This window comes from Streptomyces sp. NPDC034037 (genome assembly GCF_055575715.1).
Genome location: NZ_JBVISC010000010.1, coordinates 70076 through 94999 on the forward strand (window position 1 = coordinate 70076; position 24924 = coordinate 94999).

At 69.3% G+C, this 24924-nt stretch carries 23 protein-coding genes and 3 pseudogenes; 14 read left to right on the plus strand and 12 right to left on the minus strand.

Annotation, left to right across the window (positions count from 1 at the left end; genetic code table 11):
- Positions 1–7 precede the first annotated feature (7 nt).
- Positions 8–1072: a carbohydrate ABC transporter permease gene (locus tag ACZ516_RS29300; protein ID WP_358910983.1), complete on the minus strand. Its 1065-nt coding sequence runs from the start codon at positions 1070–1072 to the stop codon at positions 8–10.
- Between the two features lie 87 nt (positions 1073–1159).
- A complete protein-coding gene (gene ngcE / locus ACZ516_RS29305; RefSeq protein WP_469012487.1) occupies positions 1160–2593 on the minus strand; it encodes an N-acetylglucosamine/diacetylchitobiose ABC transporter substrate-binding protein in 1434 nt (477 codons plus the stop codon).
- Positions 2594–3318: 725 nt separating this feature from the next.
- Here ngcE and ACZ516_RS29310 point away from each other — a divergent pair.
- Together ACZ516_RS29310 and ACZ516_RS29315 are read left to right on the plus strand one after the other, a co-directional pair.
- Positions 3319–3654, plus strand: coding sequence for a hypothetical protein (locus ACZ516_RS29310; protein ID WP_361076993.1), 336 nt, complete (start codon positions 3319–3321; stop codon positions 3652–3654).
- Between the two features lie 126 nt (positions 3655–3780).
- A pseudogene (locus tag ACZ516_RS29315) lies at positions 3781–4011 on the plus strand (transposase family protein); the annotation flags it as partial.
- A 66-nt stretch (positions 4012–4077) separates the two neighbouring features.
- On the opposite strand, the pseudogene ACZ516_RS29320 reads toward ACZ516_RS29315, so the two are convergent.
- Positions 4078–4420: pseudogene (locus ACZ516_RS29320) on the minus strand (transposase); the annotation flags it as partial.
- 27 nt (positions 4421–4447) lie between these two features.
- Between ACZ516_RS29320 and ACZ516_RS29325 the strand changes: the two are divergent.
- Positions 4448–4924: a hypothetical protein gene (locus tag ACZ516_RS29325; protein ID WP_361076990.1), complete on the plus strand. Its 477-nt coding sequence runs from the start codon at positions 4448–4450 to the stop codon at positions 4922–4924.
- Between the two features lie 39 nt (positions 4925–4963).
- Here ACZ516_RS29325 and ACZ516_RS29330 read toward each other — a convergent pair whose 3' ends face one another.
- On the minus strand, positions 4964–5242 hold the full coding sequence (locus ACZ516_RS29330) for a hypothetical protein (protein WP_469012490.1): 279 nt from the start codon (positions 5240–5242) through the stop codon (positions 4964–4966).
- A gap of 96 nt (positions 5243–5338) precedes the next feature.
- Positions 5339–5542 (minus strand): BTAD domain-containing putative transcriptional regulator, encoded by a 204-nt coding sequence (locus ACZ516_RS29335; protein ID WP_469012493.1) that lies wholly within the window; start codon positions 5540–5542, stop codon positions 5339–5341.
- On the opposite strand from ACZ516_RS29335, the gene ACZ516_RS29340 reads away from it, so the two are divergent.
- From ACZ516_RS29340 to ACZ516_RS29365, 6 genes are all read left to right on the plus strand, one after another.
- Entirely contained in the window at positions 5480–5785 is a 306-nt protein-coding gene (locus ACZ516_RS29340; protein WP_361076982.1) for a peptidoglycan-binding domain-containing protein, read from the plus strand. The genes ACZ516_RS29335 and ACZ516_RS29340 overlap by 63 nt on opposite strands.
- Before the next feature lie 153 nt (positions 5786–5938).
- On the plus strand, positions 5939–9835 hold the full coding sequence (locus ACZ516_RS29345) for a GH92 family glycosyl hydrolase (RefSeq protein WP_469012495.1): 3897 nt from the start codon (positions 5939–5941) through the stop codon (positions 9833–9835).
- Between the two features lie 296 nt (positions 9836–10131).
- Positions 10132–11328 carry a serine hydrolase domain-containing protein gene (locus tag ACZ516_RS29350; RefSeq protein ID WP_469012498.1) on the plus strand — a complete coding sequence of 399 codons (1197 nt, stop codon included), beginning with the start codon at positions 10132–10134 and terminating at the stop codon, positions 11326–11328.
- A 90-nt stretch (positions 11329–11418) separates the two neighbouring features.
- Positions 11419–11646, plus strand: coding sequence for a hypothetical protein (locus ACZ516_RS29355; RefSeq protein WP_358697669.1), 228 nt, complete (start codon positions 11419–11421; stop codon positions 11644–11646).
- A complete protein-coding gene (locus ACZ516_RS29360; RefSeq protein WP_469012500.1) occupies positions 11643–11855 on the plus strand; it encodes a hypothetical protein in 213 nt (70 codons plus the stop codon). The genes ACZ516_RS29355 and ACZ516_RS29360 overlap by 4 nt, the downstream gene beginning before the upstream one ends.
- A gap of 168 nt (positions 11856–12023) precedes the next feature.
- The gene (locus ACZ516_RS29365) at positions 12024–12404 is read left to right on the plus strand and encodes a VOC family protein (protein WP_469012501.1); all 381 of its coding nucleotides are present in this window, start codon (positions 12024–12026) and stop codon (positions 12402–12404) included.
- A 74-nt stretch (positions 12405–12478) separates the two neighbouring features.
- On the opposite strand, the gene acnA is transcribed toward ACZ516_RS29365, so the two are convergent.
- From acnA to ACZ516_RS29380, 3 genes are all read right to left on the minus strand, one after another.
- Positions 12479–15193: an aconitate hydratase AcnA gene (acnA, locus tag ACZ516_RS29370; RefSeq protein WP_358580835.1), complete on the minus strand. Its 2715-nt coding sequence runs from the start codon at positions 15191–15193 to the stop codon at positions 12479–12481.
- 293 nt (positions 15194–15486) lie between these two features.
- Positions 15487–16395 carry an aminoglycoside phosphotransferase family protein gene (locus ACZ516_RS29375; RefSeq protein ID WP_469012504.1) on the minus strand — a complete coding sequence of 303 codons (909 nt, stop codon included), beginning with the start codon at positions 16393–16395 and terminating at the stop codon, positions 15487–15489.
- 92 nt (positions 16396–16487) lie between these two features.
- A complete protein-coding gene (locus ACZ516_RS29380) occupies positions 16488–17327 on the minus strand; it encodes a phytanoyl-CoA dioxygenase family protein (protein WP_469012506.1) in 840 nt (279 codons plus the stop codon).
- 133 nt (positions 17328–17460) lie between these two features.
- On the opposite strand from ACZ516_RS29380, the pseudogene ACZ516_RS29385 reads away from it, so the two are divergent.
- Positions 17461–17559 (plus strand): annotated as a pseudogene (locus ACZ516_RS29385) (AAA family ATPase); the annotation flags it as partial.
- Positions 17560–17568: 9 nt separating this feature from the next.
- Here the strand turns inward: ACZ516_RS29385 and ACZ516_RS29390 are convergent.
- Complete coding sequence (locus tag ACZ516_RS29390) at positions 17569–17973, minus strand: hypothetical protein (RefSeq protein ID WP_469012508.1); 405 nt, start codon at positions 17971–17973, stop codon at positions 17569–17571.
- Between the two features lie 208 nt (positions 17974–18181).
- Positions 18182–18730, minus strand: coding sequence for a GNAT family N-acetyltransferase (locus tag ACZ516_RS29395; protein ID WP_361076956.1), 549 nt, complete (start codon positions 18728–18730; stop codon positions 18182–18184).
- Positions 18731–18875: 145 nt separating this feature from the next.
- Between ACZ516_RS29395 and ACZ516_RS29400 the strand changes: the two genes are divergently transcribed.
- The gene (locus ACZ516_RS29400; protein WP_469012511.1) at positions 18876–19775 is read left to right on the plus strand and encodes an aminoglycoside phosphotransferase family protein; all 900 of its coding nucleotides are present in this window, start codon (positions 18876–18878) and stop codon (positions 19773–19775) included.
- A 184-nt stretch (positions 19776–19959) separates the two neighbouring features.
- On the opposite strand, the gene ACZ516_RS29405 is transcribed toward ACZ516_RS29400, so the two are convergent.
- A complete protein-coding gene (locus ACZ516_RS29405; protein ID WP_469012514.1) occupies positions 19960–20673 on the minus strand; it encodes a helix-turn-helix domain-containing protein in 714 nt (237 codons plus the stop codon).
- 251 nt (positions 20674–20924) lie between these two features.
- On the opposite strand from ACZ516_RS29405, the gene ACZ516_RS29410 reads away from it, so the two are divergent.
- Genes ACZ516_RS29410 through ACZ516_RS29420 form a run of 3 tightly spaced genes read left to right on the plus strand, consistent with a single transcriptional unit; the run spans position 20925 to position 23392 of the window.
- The gene (locus ACZ516_RS29410) at positions 20925–21593 is read left to right on the plus strand and encodes a DUF4097 family beta strand repeat-containing protein (protein WP_469012515.1); all 669 of its coding nucleotides are present in this window, start codon (positions 20925–20927) and stop codon (positions 21591–21593) included.
- A gap of 12 nt (positions 21594–21605) precedes the next feature.
- The gene (locus ACZ516_RS29415; protein ID WP_469012517.1) at positions 21606–22604 is read left to right on the plus strand and encodes an ABC transporter ATP-binding protein; all 999 of its coding nucleotides are present in this window, start codon (positions 21606–21608) and stop codon (positions 22602–22604) included.
- Complete coding sequence (locus tag ACZ516_RS29420) at positions 22601–23392, plus strand: ABC transporter permease (protein ID WP_361076944.1); 792 nt, start codon at positions 22601–22603, stop codon at positions 23390–23392. The genes ACZ516_RS29415 and ACZ516_RS29420 overlap by 4 nt, the downstream gene beginning before the upstream one ends.
- Before the next feature lie 32 nt (positions 23393–23424).
- Here the strand turns inward: ACZ516_RS29420 and ACZ516_RS29425 are convergent, their stop codons facing one another.
- Positions 23425–24696, minus strand: coding sequence for a phosphatase PAP2 family protein (locus ACZ516_RS29425; RefSeq protein ID WP_358699199.1), 1272 nt, complete (start codon positions 24694–24696; stop codon positions 23425–23427).
- Positions 24697–24924: the final 228 nt, after the last annotated feature.

Genomic DNA, 24924 nt, shown 5'->3' on the forward strand with positions numbered 1-24924 from the left:
GCGCTCTTCAGTATTCGATCCGGTCACGGTTCCCGACCCGCATGACGATCAGCGAGAACGCCATGCTCAGGACGAGGAGGACGACGCCGATGGCCGTGGCGTAGCCGTACTGGCCGTCACGGAAGCGTTCGTAGAGGAAGACCGGGGTGACCTTCAGGACGTGCGGGGGCACCATCACCAGGCAGATCGCGAAGGTGTCGAGCGCCTGGATGCCCATGTAGATCCAGCCGGTGCGCACGGAGTCGCGGATCAGCGGGAGGGTGACGCTGAAGAAGGTGCGGGTGCGGCCCGCGCCGTCCAGCAGCGCGGCCTCGTACACGTCCTTGGGGATCGACCCCATGGCGGCGGAGAACAGCACGACGTAGAAGCCGATGAAGCTCCAGCTGATCACCATCAGCAGGGACACGAGGCCGAGGGTCCGGTCGCCGCCGAGCCAGGCGGGCCCGTCGACGCCCATCTTCTCCAGGCCGCCGTTGATCAGGCCGCTGTTGGTGTTCAGGACGCGGCCCCACACCACGGCGATGATGGCGACGGACAGGACCTGCGGGAAGAAGTAGACGACCTTGTAGAACGAGGACCCGGCGACGCCCGCGATGGCCTTGCCCCTGCGGTGCCGGCCGCCCGCGGTGATCATGTAGGCGAAGAACATGCCGAGGACCAGGGTGAGGACGGGGGCGATGACGAGCAGCAGGGTGCTGATCCGCAGCGATTCCCAGAACCGGTCGTCGTCCCACATCTTCCGGTAGTTGTCGAACCCGACGAAGTTCGCGACGGGGCCGCCGGACCAGTCGGTGAACGAGTAGTAGATCGCCTGGAGGAAGGGCGAGACGACGAACAGCGCGTAGAAGGCGAGGGGCACGGCCAGGAAGCCCACGATGAAGCGGTACTTGTCGAGCGTGCGGTAGCGCCGGTCGTAGCGGACGCGCCGGGGGGTGAGGCCGGGCGGCAGCAGCAGCGCCGGCCACAGCAGCAGGCCGGGCAGCGGGGCGGGGGGCTGCCCCGGGGGCGGGCCGGGGGGCGGCTTGTGCCCGGTCCGCCCGCCCGCCGAGGGCTTCTTCGCGGTGTCGTTCATGGTCGTCTTCGGGGGTGGCGGATCGCCCACCCGGGAGGTGTCACGCTGCACGCTGCTCGGTCCCGCCCGCTCGTCCACCTCGCCCGCTCAGGCCTTCTTGACCTTGGTGATGTCGGGGTCCTTCAGGATCCGTTCACTGGCCTTCTGCATGGTGTCCATGGCCTGCTTGGGACCGATCTGGCCCTGCATGAACGTGTGGATCATGTTGTTGAAGTCCTCGCGGAACAGCTCGTTGTACCAGTCCATGAAGTGGGGGATGACGATGTTCTCGCCGGCGGCCTTGATCGCCTTCTGTGCGCTCGCCGTGCCCGAGGGCAGCTTCTCGCCGTCGATGGCGCCCTTGACGACGGGCATCGAGCCGACCTCCTTGAAGAGGTTGAGGGCGGCTTCCTTGCTGTACATCATCCGCAGCCACTCCAGGCCGCCCTGCCGGTTCCTGGCCTTGGCGGGGACGATGAAGGGCTCACCGGCCGGGGCGTAGAGCGTGCCGAAGGGCATCTTGTCGCCGGAGTCCAGCGAGGGGGTCGCGCCGACGGTCATGCGGAAGTCCGCGGGGGTGGTGTCCTTGGCCTCGTTCTCCACCCAGGAGCCGTTGGGCACGAAGAGGCACTTGCCCTCCTTGGTCCAGGCGGTCTGCATCTCGGTGTGGGCCTGCTGGCCGTCGAAGCCGGTCAGCACGTACTTCTTGGCGACCAGTTCCTCCCAGGCCTCGAAGACGTCCTTGACCGCGTCGTGCCGCCAGGCGTCCGGCTCCAGGTAGTCCATGGCCTCGATGACCTCGCGGCCGCCGCGCTGGGCGAACATCGCGTACATGCTGAAGAACATGTAGCGGGGGTGGCCGCCGGGGTAGCTCCAGCCGTGGATGCCCTTGGCCTTGGCCTTCTTGCAGACGGCGAGCATCTCGTCCCAGGTCTTCGGGTACGCGCTGTCGAGCCCGTCCTCGAGGAGCTTGGCGGAGTGCCAGTTGCCGTACACCGTCAGCGCGATGTTGAGCTGGTAGCACTCCTGGCCGCCGAAGCGGCCCATCTGCTCGACGACCGGGACGAGGGTCTCGCGGACGGTGACGTCCGGGTCGTCCCAGGAGGGGGCGTCGAGCACTTCACCGAGGTCGGCGACCTGTTCGTTGTGCACCAGCTTGCCGATGTTCATCTGCTCGGCGCCGGAGTTGTTGACGACGTCCGCGGTGGGCTTGCCCCGGACGATCTTCGGCTGGACCTGGGTGGCGATCTTCTCGGTCGCCTTCTGGTCCGGCTTGGCGTCGGGGTACTTCTTCGCGTACATGTCCGTGACGAACTGGGCGTACTTGTCGCCGTACCCGCCGTTGAAGATGTAGACCGTCAGGCCCGCGTCCGCCTTCACGCCGAGCGGGTTCTTCGCGGACTTCTCGCCCTTCTCGGCCTTGTTCCCCTCGCCGCCCCCGCTGGCGCAGGAGCTGAGCGCCCCCATGGCCGGCACCGCGAGCAGCCCGGCGGCCGCCGCCCTCTTCATGACATCACGACGGTTGACGCTGGTGGATCCCATGCTCAAGTCCTCGCCTTCATACAGGACTCAGGCGGTGAACCGGACCCTCCCCGGCACCGCGGTGGTGTGAAGCTGGGGTCGTGCGTGGATGCCGAACGGCTGTGCGGGCCGACGGGTGCCGACAGGTATAGTCCACTCCCCGTCGGCCGAGCAAGATCGAATACACGTTTGCCCCACGGGTTTTCCTAGTTGAGACCTACGGGATCGCCTGGTCAAAACCTCTCGCACCACGCCGGGCGGAGGCGTGGACTTTCGCGGCGTTTCGCATGGACTTTCCGGCGGAGCGGTCTCTGATGGGCTCTCGCCGAGCACCGCAACGTGCCACGCACAGATGGCACCGGCCAGTTCGAGTGCCTGGACACACGTGGGAGCTAGAGCCGCCAAGCGCGGGAGAGCTGCGAAGCTCGCCGCGGAGACCGTCTCACCCTGGAGGGAGAGACGATCCCACAGCTCGTCCCACACCTCCGGAACTTCTGCACGCTCCACCTGAGCCAGGACCAGCGGCACTCGCCCAACCGTCCCGTGAGCATCGACCACCCGCGTCCAGTCCACCACAAGGGCATTCAACTGTTCCCACAGCCTCGCTGCCAACCTGCAGGACGACAGGGCCACGAGCTGTGACTGAGCGCTTCAGTTGGCGGATGAGCGGTCGAGTTGGCGGGGCTGGGCGGTCCACTTGACGGAAGAGCGACGTGACGGGCCGCGGCAGTACTCGTTCACCGGTCATGAAGCGTCCCCAGGTACTGACCACGCTCACCCTGACCACCGCCGCCGTAGCGGGTGGCTTCCTCGCTGCCGCCCCCGCCTCCGCCGGCGGCATCGGTGATTTCCTCTCCCCCGCCTTCGGCACCGACTGCGCCAACCACAACACCCGCCCCCGCGCCGTCGGGGCCACGACAGCAGGCACCGGCGCAGCCAACAGCAACCTCCTGGGCCTCCCTCTCGGCAGCCCGCTCAACCAGTGCGGTGGCGCCGATGTCCCCTTGGAGGACCAGAGTGGGCTGGCAAATCTGCATGGCGTCCCTATCGGAGTCCTGGGATCGGCCAGTAACTCTGATTGAGAACACTCAGCTCTGCCGAGGCGATCCTCCTGCGGGTCGCCGGGAGCGCAGCTCGCCAACTCGGGCGCTCATCCGCCAACTGAAGCGCTCAGCCGCACGAGCTCCTTAGCTATAACGGGAAACCCACACCCGGGCACCGGGCTCGTCATGCCCCACCGCCGACGCAAGGGCGAAGACCTGCCCGACTGCAAGCAGGAACACAACAAATCCCATAAGCAGGTCCGTGCCCGTGTGGAGCACGTCTTCGCCCGCATGAAGACATGGCAGATCCTCCGCGACTGCCGCCTCAGGGGCGACGGCGTTCACCATGCCACGCTCGGCATCGCCCGGATTCACAATCTCGCCCTTGGCGGATAACCGAGGGGGCCACGCGCCCGCCGCCATGTCCGAGGCCACCCGAGACCATTTACGGGACAGCCCTTAGCCGCCGTCGGCGATCGTTAGTGTCCTGCCGACGGCGGCCTTGGCGCCGGACTCCTCCCACGCCTTGCAGTCGTTGCGGTTTCCGGCGAGCGGCCTGCCCACGACGACGACCAGGCGGGTGTCGGCGTCGATGACGACCTGGTGGTTGGTGGGATCCCGGTAGTTCTTGGAGTGCTCGTCCACGGAGTGGTCGCGGGTGGGGACCAGGGTGCCGTCCACGATGAGCCCGGTGCCCTTGGCGAACCGCTTGCGGGGCTGGAGAGCAAGCATCGGCCCGAAGTTCGATGATCCGGTCCGCCGCCGACTTGGACACCCCGAACAACGAGGCGAGCTGGCGCATGGTCTGGTCAAAGATCGACGGCATGGCACGATGGCCGGCATGTCAGGTCAGGTCTGGGTGTCACTCATATCGCTGGGCGGCGTTGTCCTCGGCGGCTCGTTGTCCTACCTCGTACAGCACAGAACTCAACTCTCGGCGGAACGCGCTGAGCAGCAACGACAGCAGCTCGCCTTGTCAGAGGTCCGGCGCGGGGAACGGCTGGCGCTGCTGGAGCGGTTCGTCGAGGTGGGGGCCGAGGCCGAACGTTCCGCCTTTAGCCGGCCTTCCGAGTGGGAGGACACGGACGCTTGGTTCCTCACGACCCGGGACGTCATGAACAGGTTGTGGGTTGCGGAGCGGCTCATCCGCATCCAGTTCCCTCTGCCGGTGCACAACGCGGCCCGTGCGTACTTTCTCGACCTCAACCGGACGGTATGGGAAGGCTTGCCCGACGGTGAAAGCGTGCGGGACTACCTGGAGGACAACCGGCTGGCGTTTCTGGACGCGGCTCGCACGGTCATGGGGTAGCGCACCACCGTCCCCCCGGGACTCTTTACGGGACAGCCCTTAGGTGTACTGCACCGCATACAACAGGGCGGCACCGCCGCACTGGTTGGTGGGATTGCCGATGGGTGGTCCGGCGGAGTTGCCGCCGACGGTGCCGGTGCCGGACCGGGTGGCACCGTCCGCGTGGGCGCCATTGTCGAGATTGGCGCAGCCGTTCCCGAATGCCGGGGACAGAAAATCACCGATACCACCGGCGGATGCAGGGGCGGCGGTGAGGAAGCCGCCCGCTACGGCGGTGGCGGTGAGGGTGAAGGTGGTCAGTACCGGGGGACGCGTCATGACCGGGGAACGAGCACTGCGGCGGCCTGTCACGACTTTTCATCCGCCTAACTCGGCGTTCAACCTCCCAGGCGAAACGCTCAACCACACCTCTGATCAGGGACAACTTCTCAGGTCCGTACAAGGCGCTACGCGGCGACCAGTTACAGGCAGGGCTCCGAACGGCTCGCCGCGCCACAGCAGGAGCGCCTGTTCGAACAGCTCCAGGGCCTCGCTGTCGTCTCGTGACGCTCGTGCGTGAGAGGCGAGTTCCCGGAAGTGGAGCGGGTCCACGACGGTGTGTTCGGTCCCAAGACGCACGACGCCACCGTCGCCTGGCAGAAGGACAACGTGGACCAGGCCGACGGCATCGTCGGCAAGGACACGTTCGGCGCGGCCGGCCTGTTCCTGGACGACTCGGACGGCAACGGAACGGTGGACCACTACTTGGGCACCGAGGGCCGTACGTTCCTGGTCAGCCGCACCGCCGACGGTGACTACACCTTCTACGACCGGGACGGCGACAAGCGCATCGCCGGCTACAACTACCGGACCTGCGGCTGACACCCCGTTCGCCGGCCGGTGCCTCCCGGGGGGACGATCCCCGGGAGGCACCGGCCTCCGCAACAGCCTTGACACCATTCGCCACTTGCCTCCCTACTAGACCTTGCGCAGCGATCGTGACAACGTTGTCCAACCGCAGGGAGGGGCTCGGGGATGCCGTACAGGGCACGCAGACCTCGTTACAGAGACCACCGTCCGGGTGCGCCCGGACCCCGTTCGGCCGTGGCCGTCGGCGCGCTGGCGCTGGCGCTCGTCGCGGCGTCGCAGGGGGGCGCCGTCGCCGGGCCCGAGCAACCGCCGCGCACGGAGCGGGAGTTCACGTCATCCTTCGAGGAGGGGGACGCCCGGCCGGACTGGGTGAGCACCGTCGAGACGGGGCCCGACGGCAGGAAGAAGGCCTCCGGCGTCAACGGCGCGTTCAGCTCCGGCCTGCCCGGCAGTGTGATGGACCAGGTCACCGAGGTCCGCGCCAGCGGGGAGAACGCGGGCTCCGGCGAGGTGGCCGAGAACCTCGTCGACGGCGAGGCCACCAGCAAGTGGCTGACCTTCGCGAAGTCCGGCTGGGTCGAGGTCGACCTGAAGGAGCCCGCCAAGGTCGTGACGTACGCGCTGACTTCGGCGAACGACCACGCCGAGCGCGATCCCAGGGACTGGACCCTCCAGGGCTCCACGGACGGCAAGGACTGGAAGGTCCTCGACAAGCGGGCCGGCGAGGCGTTCGACGGCCGGCACAGGACGAGGAAGTACGACGTGGCCGAGCCCGCCGCGTACTCCCACTTCCGTCTCGATGTCACGGCGAACAACGGCGCCGCCGACATCCTCCAGCTCGCCGACCTCCAGCTCTCGGTCGGTGGCACCGAGACCCCCGCCCCCGAGGACATGCTGAGCCTCGTGGACCGCGGCCCCAGCGGCTCCCCCACCGCCAAGGCGCGCGCCGGGTTCACCGGCAGGCACGCGCTGCGCTACGCCGGCACCCACCTGGCCGACGGCCGTGGCTACTCGTACAACAAGGTCTTCGACGTCAACGTGCCGGTGCGGCGGGACACCGAGCTGGGCTACCGCGTCTTCCCCTCGATGGCGGAGGGGGACCGCGACTACGCGGCGACGAACGTCGCCGTGGACCTGGCGTTCACCGACGGCACCTATCTGAGCGACCTGCGCGCCGTGGACCAGCACGGCTTTCCGCTGAACCCGCGCGGCCAGGGCGCCGCCAAGGTGCTCTACGTCAACCAGTGGAACAACGTCACCTCCTCCATAGGCCAGGTCGCGCGCGGCAGGACGGTCGACCGGATCCTGCTCGCGTACGACGCCCCGAAGGGCCCGGCGAAGTTCCGCGGCTGGCTGGACGACGTGTCGCTGACGGAGAAGGCGCCGGCCAGGCCGAAGGCGCACCTATCCGACTACGCGGACACCCGGCGCGGCACGAACTCCAGCGGTGGCTTCTCGCGCGGCAACAACTTCCCGGCGACGGCCGTCCCGCACGGCTTCAACTTCTGGACGCCGGTGACGAACGCGGGCTCCCTGAGCTGGCTGTACGACTACGCGCGCGGCAACAACGACGACAATCTGCCGACGCTGCAGGCGTTCAGCGCGAGCCATGAGCCGAGCCCGTGGATGGGCGACCGGCAGACGTTCCAGCTGATGCCGTCCGTCGACAAGGACACCCCGAGCGCCTCGCGGACCAAGCGGGCGCTGCCCTTCCGGCACGAGAAGGAGACGGCGCGCCCGCACTACTACGGTGTGACGTTCGAGAACGGCCTGAAGGCCGAGATGGCGCCCACGGATCACGCCGCGATGATGCGGTTCACCTATCCGGGTGAGGACGCGAGCGTCATCTTCGACAACGTGTCCGACAAGGGCGGTCTCACCCTGGACAAGGAGAGCGGTGTCGTCTCCGGGTTCTCGGACGTCAAGTCGGGCCTGTCGACGGGCGCCACGCGGCTGTTCGTCTACGGGACCTTCGACGCGCCCGTCACCGCCGGCGGCAAGCTCGAAGGCGGCGGTGGCGGTGACGTCACGGGTTATCTGCGCTTCGCGGCGGGCGAGGACCGCACGGTCAACCTGCGTCTGGCCACGTCCCTCATCAGCCTGGACCAGGCCAAGGCCAACCTCGACCGGGAGATCCCGGCCGGTACGTCCTTCGGCCGGGTGAAGGAGCGCGCCCAGCGGCAGTGGGACGCGATCCTCGGCAGGGTGGAGGTGGAGGGCGCGAGCCAGGACCGGCTGACGACGCTGTACTCGTCGCTGTACCGGCTGTACCTCTACCCCAACTCGGGCTTCGAGAAGGTCGCTTCGGGGGGCGGCGGGACGACGTACAAGTACGCGTCGCCGTTCTCGTCGCAGACCGGCCCCGACACCCCGACGCACACCGGTGCGAAGATCGTGACGGGCAAGCCCTATGTGAACAACGGCTTCTGGGACACCTACCGGACGACGTGGCCCGCGTACTCCCTCCTCACGCCCAAGAAGGCGGGCGAGCTGGTCGACGGCTTCGTGCAGCAGTACAAGGACGGCGGCTGGACCTCGCGCTGGTCGTCCCCGGGGTACGCGGACCTGATGACGGGCACGTCGTCGGACGTGGCGTTCGCCGACGCGTACGTCAAGGGCGTGAAGTTCGACGCGAAGGCCGCGTACGAGGCCGCGTTGAAGAACGCGACGGTCGTGCCGCCCACTTCGGGCGTCGGCCGCAAGGGCATGGGGACCTCGCCGTTCCTCGGCTACACGAGCAGCGAGACGCACGAGGGCCTGTCGTGGGCGCTGGAGGGGTACCTCAACGACTACGGCATCTCCCGGATGGGCGCGGCCCTTTACAAGAAGACGGGCGAGAAGCGCTACAAGGAGGAGTCCGCGTACTTCCTCGACCGCGCCCGTGACTACGTGCACCTCTTCGACGCCGAGGCGGCGGGGGCGGGCACGGACCCCGGCTTCTTCCAGGGCAAGGACGCCAAGGGCAAGTGGCGTGTGCCCTCGGACAAGTTCGACCCGCGCGTGTGGGGTCACGACTACACCGAGACGAACGCCTGGGGGTACGCCTTCACGGCCCCGCAGGACTCCCGCGGCCTGGCCAACCTGTACGGCGGCCGCAAGGGCCTCGCGAAGAAGCTCGACACGTACTTCGCGACCCCCGAGACCGGCTCCGCCGAGTTCGCCGGCTCCTACGGAGGTGTCATCCACGAGATGACGGAGGCGCGTGACGTGCGGATGGGCATGTACGGGCACTCCAACCAGGTCGCCCACCACGCCGCGTACATGTACGACGCCGCCGGGCAGCCGTGGAAGACGCAGGAGAAGGTCCGCGAGGTCCTCGCCCGCCTCTACACGGGCAGCGAGATCGGTCAGGGTTACCACGGCGACGAGGACAACGGCGAGCAGTCCGGCTGGTACCTCTTCTCCTCGCTCGGCTTCTACCCGCTGGTGATGGGGAGCGGCGAATACGCCATCGGCTCACCGCAGTTCAAGAAGATGACCCTGCACCTGGACAACGGCCGCGACCTGGTCGTCAAGGCGCCGAGGAACAGCGCGAAGAACGTGTACGTGCAGGGGCTGAAGGTCAACGGCAAGGCCTGGCTGTCGACCGCGCTCCCGCACGAGCTGGTCGCGCGCGGTGGGGTCCTGGAGTTCGACATGGGCTCGAAGCCGTCCTCGTGGGGGGCTGGCAGGAACGCCGGGCCGACGTCGGTCACCCAGGACGACGAGGTGCCCTCGCCCCGCAAGGACGCGATCAAGGGCGAGGGGGACCTGTTCGACAACTCCTCGGCGACCTCGTCGCCCCTGTCCGGCGCGGTGGAACTACCGGTTGGCGGGGCCACGAAGGCCGTGCAGTACACGCTGACGTCGTCCACCGACCGGGCGAAGGCGCCGCGCGGCTGGGTGCTCCAGGGCTCCGCCGACGGCGAGAAGTGGCGGGAGCTGGACAGGCGCTCCGGTGAGGTGTTCGCCTGGGACCAGCAGACCCGGGTGTTCACGGTCGCCCGCCCCCGGGCCTATCGCCACTACCGGCTGGTGCCGGAGGGTTCCTCGACTCTGGCGGAGGTGCAACTGCTGGGCTGAGGCGCCCCGTTCGAGGCCGGCCGTGCCCCGCTGACGCTTGCCGTTGGTGGGGCACGGCCCTTTCGCATTCCCCCTCGGTTCCGTCTGCGGCGGCGAGAAGGTGGGGTTCTCCTCAGGTCCTGCCAGGGGGTTGCCTCAGGCCCGGCCTGGGGGGTGCTCCCGGCTTGGTCGGGGGATTGCCGTAGCCCCGGCCCGGTGGGTGCCTCCATGGCCGGGCGGGCCCTTCCCATGGGTCAATTGATCTTGGGTCGAGCACCCTCTCCGCCTTCCACTTCCAGCGATGCGAGGCAACCACCATGACGTACCGTCGAATTGCCCTGGGCCCGGTGACGGCGCTCGTCGTCGCGGCGACGCTGGCGATGCCGGCCACCGCCGCGTGGGCCGGCACCGACCCCGGGACGCCCGCCCGCGACGGCGCCGGGCACAGCAGGACGGAGCTCCAGCGGGGGCTGGACGAGGTGGTCCGGGAGGACGGAGTCGTCGGCGCCGAGGCCACCGCCGTGGACGGACGACGCCGGGAGTACGTGCGCAGCGGCACCGCCGAACTCGGCACCGACCGGCCGGTGCCCCGCCAGGGGTACTTCCGGATGGGCAGCAACACCAAGACCTTCGTCTCCACCGTGGTGCTGCAACTGGCCGCCGAGGGCCGCCTGCGTCTGGACGACACCGTGGACCGGTGGCTGCCCGGCGTGGTCGCGGGCAACGGCCACGACGGTGGCCGCATCACGGTACGGCAGCTGCTCCAGCACACCAGCGGCCTGCCCGACTACGCGGCCGAGCTGCCCGTCCTGGACGAGGCGGCCTTCCAGCGGCACCGCTTCGACCACCACGAGCCGCGCGAGCTGGTCGACCTGGCCCTGCGGGAGCGGCCCCTGTTCGAGCCCGGCAAGGGCTGGAGCTACTCCAACACCGGTTACATATTGGCCGGGATGATCATCCAGAAGGCGACCGGTCACCACTGGAGCGACGAGGTACGGACCCGGATCATCGAACCCCTCGGCCTGAAGCACACCTTCTCGCCGCGCGAGCGCACGGGCCTTCCGGTGCCGCACGCCAAGGGCTACCACCAGTTCAAGGAGGGCGGCCGGCTGGTCGACAGCACGGAGATGAACATGAGCTGGGGCAGCTCGGCGGGCGACCTCATCACCACCGCGCCGGACCTGACGCGTTTCTGGCGGGCCCTGCTCGGCGGCGAGCTGCTCGAGCCCCGTCAGATGAAGCAGATGCTCCGGACGGTGCCGGCTCCCTCCGAGGGGGACACGCGGGTCAGGAGGATGGGACTCGGCATCTTCTGGACGCAGCTCGACTGCGGCGGCGGCTACTGGGGCCACGGAGGGACGACCCTCGGCCATCTGAACGCCAACGGCTTCCTCGGCAAGGGCGACAAGGGGGCCCTCGTGATGCGCTCCACCAACCGGTTCGCCGACGACCGCGACCAGCGTACCGATCAGCTCCTCGACGACACGTTGTGCGCGATGAAGCGGCGCTCCTGATCCGGAGCGGAAGATCGCGGCAGAAGGCCGGGGACCAACAGCTGAGGCTGCCGTTTGGCCGATAAATCGAACATGCGCTCTAATCGAGCCATGAACAGCGACGCGTTCCCTCCGGACCTCCTGGAGGCCCAGACAGCCTGGTACACCACGTACGGACAGCTCGCCGCCACGGCGGCCCACGGATCGGCCGCGCACCGCAGACGGCTGCTGCGCCTGTCCCGGCTGATCGCCGCCCACCCGTACTGGGAGACACCGGAGGGAACGCCGGCCGCCCGAGTGGCCCTCAAGGAACTCGCGCGCGTCAAGGCCCGGCCGTGACACCCGCCGGCGCCTTCGAGGAGTACGACGTGGCGGCGGAGCCGGACATCCGGATGAATTCGTCCCTCCGGGCCGAGATCAATCTGCGGTGCCCTGCCGACGGCCGTGCCTACCGGGAGCTGGCGGAGAGCTGGTTCACCCGTGCCGTGGCCGCTTTCGCGGGGCCGCTCGGCGAGGGCTTCCCCGACGACCTGACGGACGCCACCTGACCGTGTCCGTGTCCGCGTCGGCGTCCGCATCGATGCCGGTGCCGGGCCGCGGGAGGCCGCTCTCGACAGCGCGGGGCCCCCGTGCCTAAGATCCACGGCGACATCGCGTGTCGGTCACCGGCCGGGTGAGGCATGGAGGTGTCAGGAGATGCCTGTTGGAGGCATTCCTTGTCGGTCGAGCTGAACCACACGATCGTCCACGCCCGGGACAACCGGGAGTCCGCCGAGTTCCTCGCGGACCTGCTGGGCCTTGAGATCACCGCGGAATGGGGCCCGTTCGTCGCGGTGGCCCTGGGCAACGGAGTCACCCTGGACTTCGCCGCCGTCCCCGCCGAGCACATCGCACCGCAGCACTACGCGTTCCTCGTCTCCGATGCGGAGTTCGACGCCGCGTACGAGAAGATCGCCGCGCGCGGCGTACCGCACTGGGCCGACCCGCACCAGAAGCAGCCGGGCGAGATCAACCGCAATGACGGCGGCAAAGGGGTCTACTTCCTCGACCCGGCGGGTCATGCCATGGAACTGATCACGGTCCCGTACGGCGGCTAGCCGCCCCGCGAAGCCCGAGGGCCGCACCCCGCGCACAAGGCGGGGTGCGGCCCTCGTTTGCTCCTCGCGCTGACCTACTTGCGGATCAGGCTGCGGAGCACGTACTGCATGATGCCGCCGTTGCGGTAGTAGTCCGCCTCGCCGGGCGTGTCGATGCGGACGACCGCGTCGAACTCGACACCGGTGTCGGTGGTGACCTTGACCGTGCGGGGGGTCGTGCCGTTGTTCAGCTCGGTGACGCCGGAGAAGGAGAAGGTCTCCTCGCCGGTCAGGCCGAGGGAGGAGGCCGACTGGCCCTCCGGGTACTGGAGCGGCAGGACGCCCATGCCGATGAGGTTCGAGCGGTGGATGCGCTCGTAGGACTCGGCGATGACGGCCTTGACGCCGAGGAGCGCGGTGCCCTTGGCGGCCCAGTCGCGGGACGAGCCGGAGCCGTACTCCTTGCCCGCGAGGACGACGAGCGGGATGCCCTGCTCGATGTAGTTGCGCGAGGCGTCGTAGATGAACGAGACCGGCGCGTCCTCCTGCGTGAAGTCACGCGTGAAGCCGCCCTCGGTGCCCGGCGCGATCTGGTTGCGCAGGCGGATGTTGGCGAACGTGCCGCGGATCATGACCTCGTGGTTGCCTCGGCGCGAGCCGTAGGAGTTGAAGTCGCGGCGCTGCACGCCGTGCTCCGTGAGGTACTTGCCGGCCGGGGTGTCGGCCTTGATCGCACCGGCCGGGGAGATGTGGTCGGTGGTGACCGAGTCGCCCAGCTTGGCCAGGACGCGGGCGCCCGTGATGTCGGAGACCGGGGTGGTCTCCATCGTCATGCCCTCGAAGTACGGGGGCTTGCGGACGTACGTCGACTCGGTGTCCCACTCGAAGGTGTTGCCGGTCGGGATCGACAGCGCCTGCCACTGGGCGTCGCCCGCGAAGACGTCCTGGTAGGACTTGTTGAACATGTCCTCGCCGATGGAGTTGGCGACGACGTCGTTGACCTCGGCCTCGGAGGGCCAGATGTCCTTGAGGTAGACCGGGTTGCCGTCCTGGTCGGCGCCCAGGGCCTCGGTCGTGATGTCGATCTTCATCGAGCCGGCCAGGGCGTAGGCGACGACCAGCGGCGGGGACGCCAGGTAGTTCATCTTGACGTCGGGGTTGATGCGGCCCTCGAAGTTCCGGTTGCCGGAGAGGACGGACGTCACGGCCAGGTCGTGGTCGTTGATCGCCTTGGAGACCTCGTCGGGCAGCGGGCCCGAGTTGCCGATGCAGGTGGTGCAGCCGTAGCCGACGAGGTTGAAGCCGACCTTGTCGAGGTAGGGGGTGAGCCCCGCCTTGTCGAAGTAGTCGGTGACGACCTTCGAACCGGGCGCGAGGGTGGTCTTGACCCACGGCTTGCGGGTCAGGCCCTTCTCGACGGCCTTCTTCGCGACGAGCGCGGCGGCGACCATCACGTACGGGTTCGAGGTGTTGGTGCAGGAGGTGATCGCGGCGACGGTGACGGCGCCGTGGTCCAGCTCGTACGTCGAGCCGTCGGGGGCGGTCACGAGGACCGGGTTCGACGGGACGCCGTTCGTGGTGGCCGGGGCGTCGGAGGCCGGGAAGGACTCCTTGCCCGCCTCGTCCACGCCGTCGACGTAGTTGCGCACGTCGCTCTTGAACTGCTCGGCGGCGTTCGCGAGGACGATGCGGTCCTGCGGGCGCTTGGGGCCGGCGATGGAGGGGACGACCGTGGAGAGGTCCAGCTCCAGCTTCTCGGAGAAGTCAGGCTCGGCGGCCGGGTCCAGCCAGAGGCCCTGCTCCTTGGCGTACGCCTCGACAAGCGCGACCTGCTGCTCGTCGCGGCCCGTCAGCTTCAGGTACTTCAGCGTCTCGTCGTCGATCGGGAAGATCGCGGCGGTGGAGCCGAACTCCGGCGACATGTTGCCGATGGTGGCGCGGTTCGCGAGGGAGGTGGCGGCGACGCCCTCACCGTAGAACTCGACGAACTTGCCGACGACGCCATGCTTGCGCAGCATCTCGGTGATGGTGAGGACGAGGTCCGTGGCGGTGGTGCCCGGCTTCAGCTCACCGGTCAGCTTGAAGCCGACGACACGCGGGATGAGCATCGAGACGGGCTGGCCCAGCATCGCGGCCTCGGCCTCGATGCCGCCGACGCCCCAGCCGAGGACGCCCAGGCCGTTGACCATCGTGGTGTGCGAGTCGGTGCCGACGAGCGTGTCGGGGTACGCCTGGCCGTTTCGGACCATGACCGTGCGGGCCAGGTGCTCGATGTTGACCTGGTGGACGATGCCGGTGCCCGGGGGGACGACCTTGAACTCGTCGAAGGCGGTCTGGCCCCAGCGCAGGAACTGGTAGCGCTCCTTGTTGCGGCCGTACTCCAGCTCCACGTTCTGGCCGAAGGCCTCCGCCGTGCCGAACTTGTCGGCGATCACGGAGTGGTCGATGACCAGCTCGGCCGGGGCCAGCGGGTTGATCTTCGCCGGGTCGCCGCCGAGCTCCTTCACGGCCTCACGCATCGTGGCGAGGTCCACCACGCACGGGACGCCGGTGAAGTCCTGCATGATCACGCGGGCCGGCGTGAACTGGATCTCCTGCGACGGCTGCGCCTGGGAGTCCCAGCTGCCGAGCGCACGGATGTGGTCGGCGGTGATGTTCGCGCCGTCCTCGGTGCGGAGCAGGTTCTCAAGGAGGACCTTCAGGCTGTAAGGGAGCCGTGCGGAGCCCTCGACCTTGTCCAGCTTGAAGATCTCGTACGACTCGTCGCCCACGCGCAGCGTGCTGCGGGCGTCGAAGCTGTTCGCCGACACGACAGTCTCCTTCAATTTTTGTGCGCGTTCCAGCACATCCTGCCGCCACGACTCCTCGTCGATCCGCTAAGGTAAGGCTTAGTTAGGTAACCCTTACCGGCTGGTGGCTTCTGGTGCGCCTCGGCAGATATCTCGATGTCGAGATAACTCTAGTACATGCCCTGCCGTGACGACGAGGCACGCTCGGTTCGCTGTCAAACGCCTCGATCGGATGACGGCGGGCGGGCGGCGTACGGAGGCGTGCGTGTCGGCGGCGCCTGCGCCTGAGCCGTCCTCTCCGGCCCGGCCGACGATCAGGGCGACGTCACTTCGTCGGCTGTCGACTCCAGAATGCGGTCGAGTGTCCGGCGCCCCGTTCGGCTCATCGTCGGATTGCTCTCGACGTAGTACCAGACGAGGCCCATCGCCTGTTCGAACGCCCATGCCTTGCCGCGCTCCCACTCCAGGTCGTCACAGCCCAGTGCGCGCCGGAGCACGTCCCGTGGGCCCGGCCGCAGGAGGTGCCAGGCGCCGACCAGATCCAGCGCGGGGTCGGCCGGTCCGAATCCGCCGGTGTCGAGGACGCCGCCGAGCCGGTCTCCCGCGACGAGTACGTTGCCGGGAATGAGGTCGCCGTGGCTCATCACGTCGGCGCTCGCGCGCGGCAGCTCGCGGAAGTGGCTCCACAGGCGGCGCAGCCGGGACACGTCGAGCAGTTCCCGGCTCTCCTCGAAGCACTTCTCCATCCAGGCGTCGTGGTCGGCGAGGACGCCGCCGCGATGGTCACCACTGAAGACCCGACCGCGCGTCCCGGCTTTCCGCAGGGCCGCGATGAAGGCCGCAAGATCCTCGGCGAAGGCGTCCGACCCGCTCGGGTCGGCATCGGAGGCGACCGTTCCCGGCAGCCACGTCTGGACCGACCACGGCATGGGGTAGCCCGCTCCCGGCTTTCCCAGGGCGACGGGTTCCGGGACGGGAAACGGGGACACCTGTGCCAGCTCCGCGCTCGCCCGGGCCTCCCGTTCCAGCACCGCCAGCGCCTCGGCGGGGTCGGTCGGACGCAGCGGGAAACGCGCGGAGAGGTCGTCGCCGATACGGAAGATGGCGTGGACCGTCCCGGTCGACGCCAGGCGCCGGATCGGCTCGCCGCTCCACTGAGGGAACTGTTCCTGGACCAAGGTCGCCACGACGTCGGTGGTCACGTCCACTTGGTCATCGTGCATGGTCGACCTCGATCCACAGAGGCGGGCATATCGCGGGAGAGCGATCGTTTGCGATCGAACCTAGTCGTTCAAGCTCAGGGCATCGCAACCGATTAACTACGCCGTGCCTGCTGGGCTGCGTGACGGCCCGCACGGCAGGTGCCGTCCCCCTCCGGACCGGGGGTGTCGTGTCCCAGGCCCCGCCGGATCGCTGTCTCCACGGGTGAGTACGCGCCGTCCGCCCGCTCCAGTTCGTACGGTGCCGCCGGCATCAGCGGTGGCTGCGCCATGAAGCGCGGCCGCGACCCATGGTGCGGTTGCGCCGCGTGCACCAGGAACGGATGGCACAGGAAGACATCGCCCGGGGACCCGGTGGCAAGGGCGAGGGGCCGGTGATCGGACGCCGCCACCAGCTCGGGCGCGAGGGTCAGCCCGCTCGCCCCGTCCTCCCCGTACCGCGCCAGCACCTTCGGCACGTCGAGGTGTGAGCCGACCCGGATCCGGGTCGGGGCGTCCTGCTCACCGACCTCGCTGAACAGGAACAGCATCAGCAGCGCCCGGCCCCGGGAGCGCAGATTGGTGAAGTACCAGCTCTCCCCCTCCGGCAGATAGCTTCCCTCGATGTGCCAGCCCGCGTCGCCCGGCTCCTCCCCGTGCGGGAAGCGCAGCGGGAACGTGCCCAGCGAGTAGCGCGGCTCCCAGCGTCCCGGGCCGACGATCAGGTCGTACGCGTGGTGCAGCGAAGGGGAGTTGGGCGCGGCGGCGAACGGCCCCTGAGCCATGCCGCCCACCCAGTGCACGGGCCGCGTCCACGTCGCCGGATCGTCCGGGTCGCAGCCCGTCTCTCGCCACAGCAGCCGCGCGCAGTCCGCGGCCACGCGCGGCGCGACGGCACCCTCCAACTTCACGTAGCCGTCACGGAGAAACCGGGCTACCAAGGTCGCGTCATCCATGCCCTCATCGTGCGACGCCCCCGACGCGATCACCCGACATTCCCCGCACCACCTTTGTCCGACTTCTCGTTCCAACCCGAGTTCGACCCGCGCGAAATCAGAGCCCTGGCCAATGCGCCCTTCGCCGAAGTGACGCCTTCTGCACCACTGTGAAGTCGTCGCCAGCAACGGTCCCAGTTACCGGCTGAAGAACCGCCTCACGGGCATCGAACGCGAGGCGGAAGTCGCCTGATCCGGAGGCTCAAGCCGGGCCCAGTTCCTGGCCCGGCGGGATGAAGGCGTCGGCGCTGTCGGCATCGTCAACATGCCCGTGAGCGTCCACTGTGATGGCCGTTGCCCGGCCCTGGGAGGTGATCAACCACGCGAGCACCTGTTCCGTGAGCGGAGTGTTCCCCGGGCCTTCGTCTTTCCAGTGCGCCCGCCACCCACCACCAGGAACTGCGGCCACGACCTGGTCGGCTTTCTCGAGGTGGGAGAAGTCCTCGTAGTCCGTGACGGGACGCATGGCGCCTCTCTTGGGGTCGACGACAAGCGCGGTTCCCGTTGCCGGGTCCCATGCCTCCACCCGCACCATGCGGCCGGTCTCGGATTCGGTCCCGTTGAAGATGGCGGTCCAGCCGGTCTGATTGAAGTAACGAAGATCCACCGCCCCATCATCGCGCGCGGCAATGAGCACCAATCGGCGGCCACTTGCTCTGCGTGTTCATCCGTACCCGCAGAGATGCGCGAGGAACTGGGCGACCCCGATTTCACCGTCAGTGACGACACCCAGGTAGTGGCCCAGCGCTTCCGGCTGCTGCACACGGTTTGACCTTGTACTTCCAGTGCGCAGACCGCCGGCGAGCAGTTCCGTCTCAGCCGGGCCCCGCGCCCCGGCACCACACACCGAACCACTGCTCGGCGCCCCACTCCTCGAACCGGCGTACCTCGGTGAACCCCAACTTCGCCGCGAGGCGGATCGCTCGGGCGTTGGCCGTCTGGGTGCACAGCACCACCGGTTCTCCGGGAAGCGCGTCGGCGAACCAGCCGAGCACCGCCGCGCATGCCTCGGCCGCATACCCGCGTCCCCACGCCTCCGGCAGGAACATGTAACCGAGTTCGGCCTCCCCCGCCTCCGGGCGGACGTGGCCCGGCCGCTCGGGGTCCCGTCGATCCAGCGTGATCATGCCGATCATCGATCCGTCGAGAGCGACGACGAAAAGACCAGGACGCCGCCCAGGCACCTCGGGCATCTCCCCGTCGAGCTCAGCACGCGGACGGGGGCCGCCGAGGTAGGTGCCCACCTCGGGCGATGCGAACAACTCGATGAACGCCGCACGGTCCCGGGCCTCGGACTCGCGGAGCACGAGCCTTTCGGTCCCTGTCGGGGGAGGTGGCCAGGCAGTGGAGCCCCACTCGGTCATGCCCGGCAACCTAGCGCACGCCCGGAAGCGTGACCGAAAGGGGAAGCTCAGGCAGGCGTCCGAGCGATATCAGCGCCGAAGGCCCAGCGGCTGTTCGGACCTCGTGCCGGGGAGTGGAGCCGCTCCCCCACTACCGTGGCTTCGCATGACCGAAGGCGCGAGTGAGATCACGGCGGAGTTGGTCCGCGACCTGGTGCGGGAGCAGCATCCGGATCTGGTGGGGCCGGGCCTCCGCGAGGTGGCGGGTGGGTGGGACAACCATGTGTGGCGCCTCGGGGACGAGTTGGCCGTGCGGATGCCCCGTACCGACCGTGCTCCCGATCTTCTGCGCAAGGAGTGCCGGTGGCTGCCCGTTCTGGCTCCGCGCCTGCCGCTTCCGGTCTCGGATCTCGTGCGGATCGGGGAACCGTCGGCGCGTTTCCCGAAGCCTTGGGCCGTCATGACGTGGGTTCCGGGTGAGCCGCTGGACCTCACCTCGATCAGCCGCTCCGAGCACGCGGCCCGCACTCTCGCGGGCTTCCTCAGGGCGCTCCATGCGGCGGCCCCCACCGACGCGCCGGCCAGTGAGGACCGGGGCGAGCACCCCAAGGTGTGCGCGGACGGCTTCGACCACTTCTTCCGCGCTGTCGTGCCCGACGACCTCGCCGACGGCGTCCGGGCCGTCTGGGACGACGCCGTCGCGGCGCCGGAGTGGGCGGGGCCGCCCCTGTGGGTGCACGGCGACCTGCATCCCGCGAACGTCGTCGTGTCGGACGGGACGCTCTCAGGCGTGATCGACTTCGGTGCCGTGTTCGCCGGCGATCCGGCGTGGGACCTCGCGGCCGCGTGGGTGGTCCTGCCCGAAGGCGCCGCCTCCCACTTCTTCGACGCGTACGGGCACGCCGACGAGGCCACCATTCACCGTGCCCGGGGGCTCGCCGCGCTGAAAGGCCTGTTCCTCATGCTGATGGGCCGGAACGGAGACCGGGGCCTTCCCGGCGGCAAGGCGCACTGGGGGCCCGCGGGCCGGGCCGCGCTCGAACGCGTCGTGAGGGACGCGTCGTGAGGGACGGTTCGGTGCGGTGAGTTGGCTCCGGCCGCCACGACGTGCGTACGGCCCGCGTACGGGCGCCTGTGCCGCGCGCACCGGGCGGGCGGGGGTACGGCCGCCGCGTCGACACCGGGTCACGCGATGACCCGGACGGCGACGCCGCGCCGCAGGGAGCGGGGTGCGGGCCTGCGCCCTACCCTTACCCCTGCCTGTCGGAGAGGATCTCGCGCGCCTGTTCGGCGGCGCGCGTCATGCTCTCGCCCACGAAGTCCATGAAGCGCGCGATGTTCTCCAGGCGGACGGCCGCCGGCGCCTGGGGGCCGAGCAGGTTGGCGCCTTCGCGCGCGGTCTCGGCGAAGCGGGCGTGCGACGCGGCGGCGGCGACCATGCCCTGGTACCAGACGTCGTTGTCGACGACATAGCGCTCGCGACGGCCCTCCTCGCGATCCCGGCGGATGAGGCCCTGCCTCTCCAGGAACCCGACCGCCTTGGAGACGGACGCCGCGCTGACCTGGAGGCGCCGGACGAGTTCGGACGCGGTCATGCTTCCCTCGTCGGTCGTGTAGAGGCAGGTCAGCACCCGGGCCATCATCTTGGGCAGACCGGACTGCATGAGGAGCGTCGTGAACGCCTCCTCGTAGGCGAGCACGGCCCCTTCGTCGCGCCCCTCGCCTCGCGGGGCCGCCTGCGGTGTCCCCGGCGCGGACTGCGCGCGCCGGTGGGCGCGGCGCTCGGTGGCACGGTGGGCCAGGTCCGCGCGGTAGCCGGTGGGGCCGCCGTTGCGCATGACCTCGCGCGTGACCGTCGAGGTGGGGCGGTCCAGGCGTCGGGCGATCTCCGCGTACGCGAGCCCGTCGGCCAGCCCCAGCGCGATCTGTTGACGCTCCTGCTGCGTGAGCCTGCCTCCCGGCATCGCGATCTCCCTTACGTATTGCCGCATGCATGTCGTGTGCCCGGTCGCCACCACCGCCGCCAGCATAGCGTTCAGTCGTCGCCATTGCAACGCGGACCCAGCTTGCCATTGCGTTAGGTTTTCCTCCATTGCAATGATTGAGCTCATCTGAGCTGCGTAAATGAGCTTGGGATGCAACTTGCTTGTTGCCAAGTACGTGAATGCAACGTAGCGTTCACGACATCAGAAACCGCGAGCCCAAGGAGCACACCATGCAGAAGTTCGCCACCGCCGCCCCGGTCTCCGCCCTTGTCGACATCCCCGCCGGACTCATCCGGTTCATCGCCGCCGACCGGGCCGACGCCACCGTCGAGGTGCTGCCGGCGGACGCCTCGAAGAGCCGCGACGTGACGGTGGCCGAGCAGACCTCCGTCGTGTACGCCGACGGGGTCCTGCGGATCGAGACCGCGCCGGTGAAGAACCGGGTGCTCGGCGCCGCCGGTTCCCTCGAGGTGACCGTCCAGCTGCCGGCCGGCTCCCGCGTCGAGGCGAAGGCGGCGAGCGCCGACTTCCGGGGCGTCGGACGGCTCGGCGACGTCACCTTCGAGTGCGCTCAGGCCTCGGTCAAGCTGGACGAGGCCGCGGGCGCCCGCCTCACCCTCGCCGCCGGAGACATCACGGTCGGCCGGCTGAACGACTCCGCCGAGATCCGCACCCAGAAGGGCGACATCCGGATCGCCGAGGCCGTGCGCGGCACGGTCACGCTGCGCACCGAGGCCGGCGAGATCTCCGTCGGCGCCACCCGCGGAGCCCGCGCCTCGCTGGACGCCGGCACCGCCTACGGCCGGGTCCACAACGCCCTCCAGAACGCGGGCGGCGCCGTCGACCTGCACCTCCACGCCACCACCGCCTACGGCGACATCGTCGCCCGCAGCCTCTGAGGAGCCCCCGTCATGACGAATCCGGCCATCGCGGCAAGCGGACTGCGCAAGTCCTACGGCGACAAGACGGTGCTCGACGGCATCGACCTGACCGTCCCCGAAGGAACGGTCTTCGCCCTGCTCGGACCGAACGGCGCGGGCAAGACCACCGCCGTCAAGATCCTCTCCACCCTCGTCTCCGCCGACGCCGGCACCCTCCACGTCGGCGGCCACGATCTCGCCACCGACCCCCAGGCCGTCCGCGGCGCGATCGGTGTCACCGGCCAGTTCTCCGCCGTCGACGGTCTGATCACCGGTGAGGAGAACATGCTCCTCATGGCGGACCTGCACCACCTCCCCCGCGAGGAAGGCCGGCGCACCGCCGCCGAGCTCCTGCGCCGCTTCGATCTGCACGAGGCCGCCAAGAAGCCCGCCTCCACCTACTCCGGCGGCATGAAGCGGCGCCTGGACATCGCCATGACCCTCGTCGGCGACCCGCGGATCATCTTCCTCGACGAGCCCACCACCGGACTCGACCCGCGCAGCCGGCACACCATGTGGCAGATCATCCGCGACCTCGTCACCGGCGGCGTCACCGTCTTCCTCACCACGCAGTACCTGGAGGAGGCCGACGAGCTGGCCGACCGCATCGCCGTCCTGCACGACGGCAGGATCGCCGCGCAGGGCACCGCCGAGGAACTCAAGCGGCTCGTCCCGGGCGGGCACGTGCGCCTGCGCTTCACCGACCCCGCCGTCTACCACACGGCCGCGCGCGCCCTGGACGACAGCGTCCGCGACGACGAGGCGCTCGCCCTCCAGGTCCCCGGCGACGGCAGCCAGCGCCGGCTGCGCGCCCTCCTCGACCGCCTGGACGCGGCGGGCATCGAGGCCGACGAGCTGACCGTCCACACCCCCGACCTCGACGACGTCTTCTTCGCCCTCACCAGCACCGAAACCGACACCGCCACCGGCACCGGCACCGGCACCGGCACCGGCACCGCCACCGACACGTCCCAGGAGATGGCCCGATGAGCTCCCTGCCCCTCGCCGTGCGCGACTCGACGACCATGCTGCGCCGCAACCTCCTGCACGCCCGGCGCTATCCGTCCCTCACGCTGAACCTGCTGCTGACGCCGATCATGCTGTTGCTGCTCTTCGTCTACATCTTCGGCGACGCGATGAGTTCGACCCTCGGCAGCGGCGGCCCCGACCGCTCCGCGTACATCGCCTACGTCGTGCCGGGCCTGCTGCTGATGACCGTCGGCAGCACCGTCGTCGGCACCGCGGTGTCCGTCTGCAACGACATGACCGAGGGCATCATCGCCCGGTTCCGGACGATGGCGATCCACCGCCCCTCGGTGCTGATAGGGCACGTCGTGGGCAGCGTCCTGCAGTCGGTCATGGCCGTGATCCTGGTGGGCGCGGTCGGCGTGGCCATCGGCTTCCGCTCGACGGACGCGACGGCGCTGGAGTGGCTCGCGGCGTTCGGGCTGCTCGTGCTCTTCTCCACGGCGCTCACCTGGATCGCGGTCGGCATGGGCCTGGTCAGCCCGAACGCCGAGGCGGCCGGCAACAACGCGATGCCGCTGATCCTGCTGCCGCTCCTGTCCAGCGCCTTCACCCCGGTCGACGCGATGCCGGGGTGGTTCCAGCCGATCGCCGAGTACCAGCCGTTCACCCCCGCCATCGAGACCCTGCGGGGCCTGCTGCTCGGCAGCGGGATCGGCCACAACGGATGGCTCACCCTCGGCTGGTGCCTGGCCCTCACGGCGCTCGGTTACCTCTGGTCGACCTCCACCTTCAACCGCGACCCGAAGTGACCCCCGTACCGGCGTGGGGGCCGCCCGGGGCCTCAGACCGGTTCGGGCTGGGGCTCCAGGGGCTTCGCCGGTACGGGCTTGGGCTCCCACAGCCGGGTGGTGCGCTGATAGCCGTAGACGACCGAGGCCATCGCCAGGACGAGCAGCGGACCGAATACCCACGGGTAGCGGGCCATCTCCATCGGCAGATAGCGGTACGACGTCAGGAGCGCCGTGAAGACCACCGTGCCGTAGGCGACCAGCTGGACGGCCCGGCGGTCCCAGCCCCGGTCGAACGCGCGCAGCGCCGCGTCGATGGTGAACGCGAAGACCACACCGGCGATGATGTCCGCGCCGTAGTGGTAGCCGAAGCCCAGCGTGGCGCCGAGGGTGGCGATCAGCCAGAAGGTGCCCGCGTAGCGCAGCAGCCTCGGTCCCCTGCGGGAGTGGATGAAGATCGTCGTGGCCCACGCCGTGTGCAGACTGGGCATGCAGTTGCGGGGGGTGACCTCGTCGAAGGGCATGTGCTGCGGGGTGACGAGCGGGGTCGGGGTGTTCGGCCACAGGTGCGCCACCGCGTACTGCCCGCCGTCGGCGCCGTAGGCGAAGATCGGGCCGACCACCGGATAGATCATGTAGATGCCCGGCCCGAGCAGCCCGATGACCAGGAACGTGCGCACCAGGTGGTGGCCCGGGAAGCGGCGCTCGGTCGACACGTTGCGCAGCTGGTACAGGGCGACGATGACGGCGGCCACCGCGAGCTGGATGTAGACGTAGTCGAGCACGTGCTCGCCGACGGTGCCGGTGGCCCGGACCATCCGGCCCACCACCCACGACGGATTGCCGAGCGCGTGGTCGGCGGTCGCCACGTACTGGTCGAGCACCGTGGGGCGGGTCTTCCAGGTGATCAGCAGCCAGATGTCGCCGGTCTTGCGGCCGGCCACCAGCAGCAGGCCGAGGCCGACGCCCTTGAGCAGCAGCAGCCGTTCCTTGCCGGTGCGGCGCGTGAGGGCGATGACCCCGTAGGCCAGGAGCACCCACAGGGCGCCGTTGCCGAACATCATCTTGGCGTCGACCGCCCACCGCACCAGGAAGAAGACGATGTCGATGCCGATCGCCGCGCCCATCGCGATGAGCCGCTGACGCCAGGTGAGCACCACCATCATCAACGCCATGCCGGCGTAGAGCAGCGGCCCCGACTTGGGTGCGAAGACGACCTCGCGGGCCTGGTTGGTGATCGGCCCCGACACACCGTAGCCGCGTGCGGCGATCTCCAGCGCGATGAGGAAACCGAGGGCCACCACACCCGCCGTGGCCCAAAGGATCACCCGTGGCCGACGCCAGGCGGGGACCTGATCTGGGGACTTTGTTCGCGAAAACGCCCGCGGTGCTCTAGATATCAATTGTTTGGCCGATTTGTTAGACGTCAGCGGTGAGTCCGAGCATGCTATCCGAGGGACGCGGACGGGTTCCGCCGGTCGGGTACGGGCGTTGACGTCGGGGCCGCTCACGCGGGCCGGGTGCGGCGGGCGGTGACCGTGATCGTGGTGTAG